This window comes from Burkholderia sp. HMSC10F09, from assembly GCF_001806955.1.
In the GTDB taxonomy this organism is placed as follows: Bacteria; Pseudomonadota; Gammaproteobacteria; order Burkholderiales; family Burkholderiaceae; genus Burkholderia; species Burkholderia multivorans.
Window position 1 is genome coordinate 1 of the sequence record NZ_KV786724.1, and the last position, 1,021, is coordinate 1,021.

General features: G+C 69.5%; 1 protein-coding gene. It reads left to right on the forward strand.

Annotated elements, in window-relative coordinates:
• The coding region (locus HMPREF3115_RS15075) for an ATP-dependent DNA helicase (RefSeq protein ID WP_141751680.1) at nucleotides 1-907 on the forward strand (907 nt) is incomplete at its 5' end.
• Between the last annotated feature and the right edge of the window lie 114 nt (nucleotides 908-1,021).

The window sequence follows — 1,021 nt, forward strand, 5'->3', positions numbered from 1 at the left end:
CGCCGGCGAGGCGGCAGCCGCGGCCGGCGATCCGAACGAGAAGGTGCGCTGGGTCGAGGTGTTCGCGCATACGGTGCAGCTGCACGAAACGCCGCTGTCGGTGGCGCCGATCTTCGCGAAGCAGCGCGCGGGCGTGCCGCGCGCGTGGATCTTCACGTCGGCGACGCTGTCGGTGCGCGGCGACTTCACGCACTACGCGGCGCAGATGGGCCTGAGCTCGCGCCGTTCGATGACGCTCGCGAGCCCGTTCGACTACCAGACGCAGGGGCTGCTGTACGTGCCGCGCAATTTGCCGCAGCCGTCGTCGCCGGCGTTTACCGATGCCGTGTTCGATGCGGCGCTGCCGGCGATCGAGGCCTCGGGTGGCGGCGTGTTCATGCTGTGCACGACATTGCGTGCGGTCGACCGGATCGCCTCGAAACTGCGCGACGTGATCGAATCGCGCGGCTGGAACACGCCGCTGCTCGTGCAGGGCGATGCGAGCCGGACCGAACTGCTCGATCGCTTCCGTGCGTACGGCAACGCGATCCTCGTCGGCAGCCAGAGCTTCTGGGAAGGCGTCGACGTGCGCGGCGATGCGCTGTCGCTCGTCGTGATCGACAAGCTGCCGTTCGCGCCGCCCGACGATCCGGTGCTGGCCGCGCGGCTCGACGCGCTCGCGAAGAAGGGCTTGAGCCCGTTCGCCGTGCATCAGCTGCCGCAGGCCGTCATCACGCTGAAGCAGGGCGCCGGGCGGCTGATCCGTGCGGAGACCGATCGCGGCGTGCTGATGATCTGCGACACGCGGCTCGTCGACAAGCCATACGGCCGCCGGATCTGGCAGAGCCTGCCGCCGTTCAAGCGCACGCGCGAAATCGCGGTCGTGCAGGACTTCTTCGACGAGCAGCGCGCCGCGCGTCGCGCCTGACGGCAAGGGCGGCCCGTGCGGCCGCCGCCGGTCGCATCGCCGTCGGCCGGCGTCTCGCACCAATGAAAAACCCGGCTCGCACGCTAATGCCGTTCAGTTAAGCAACTGAACGGC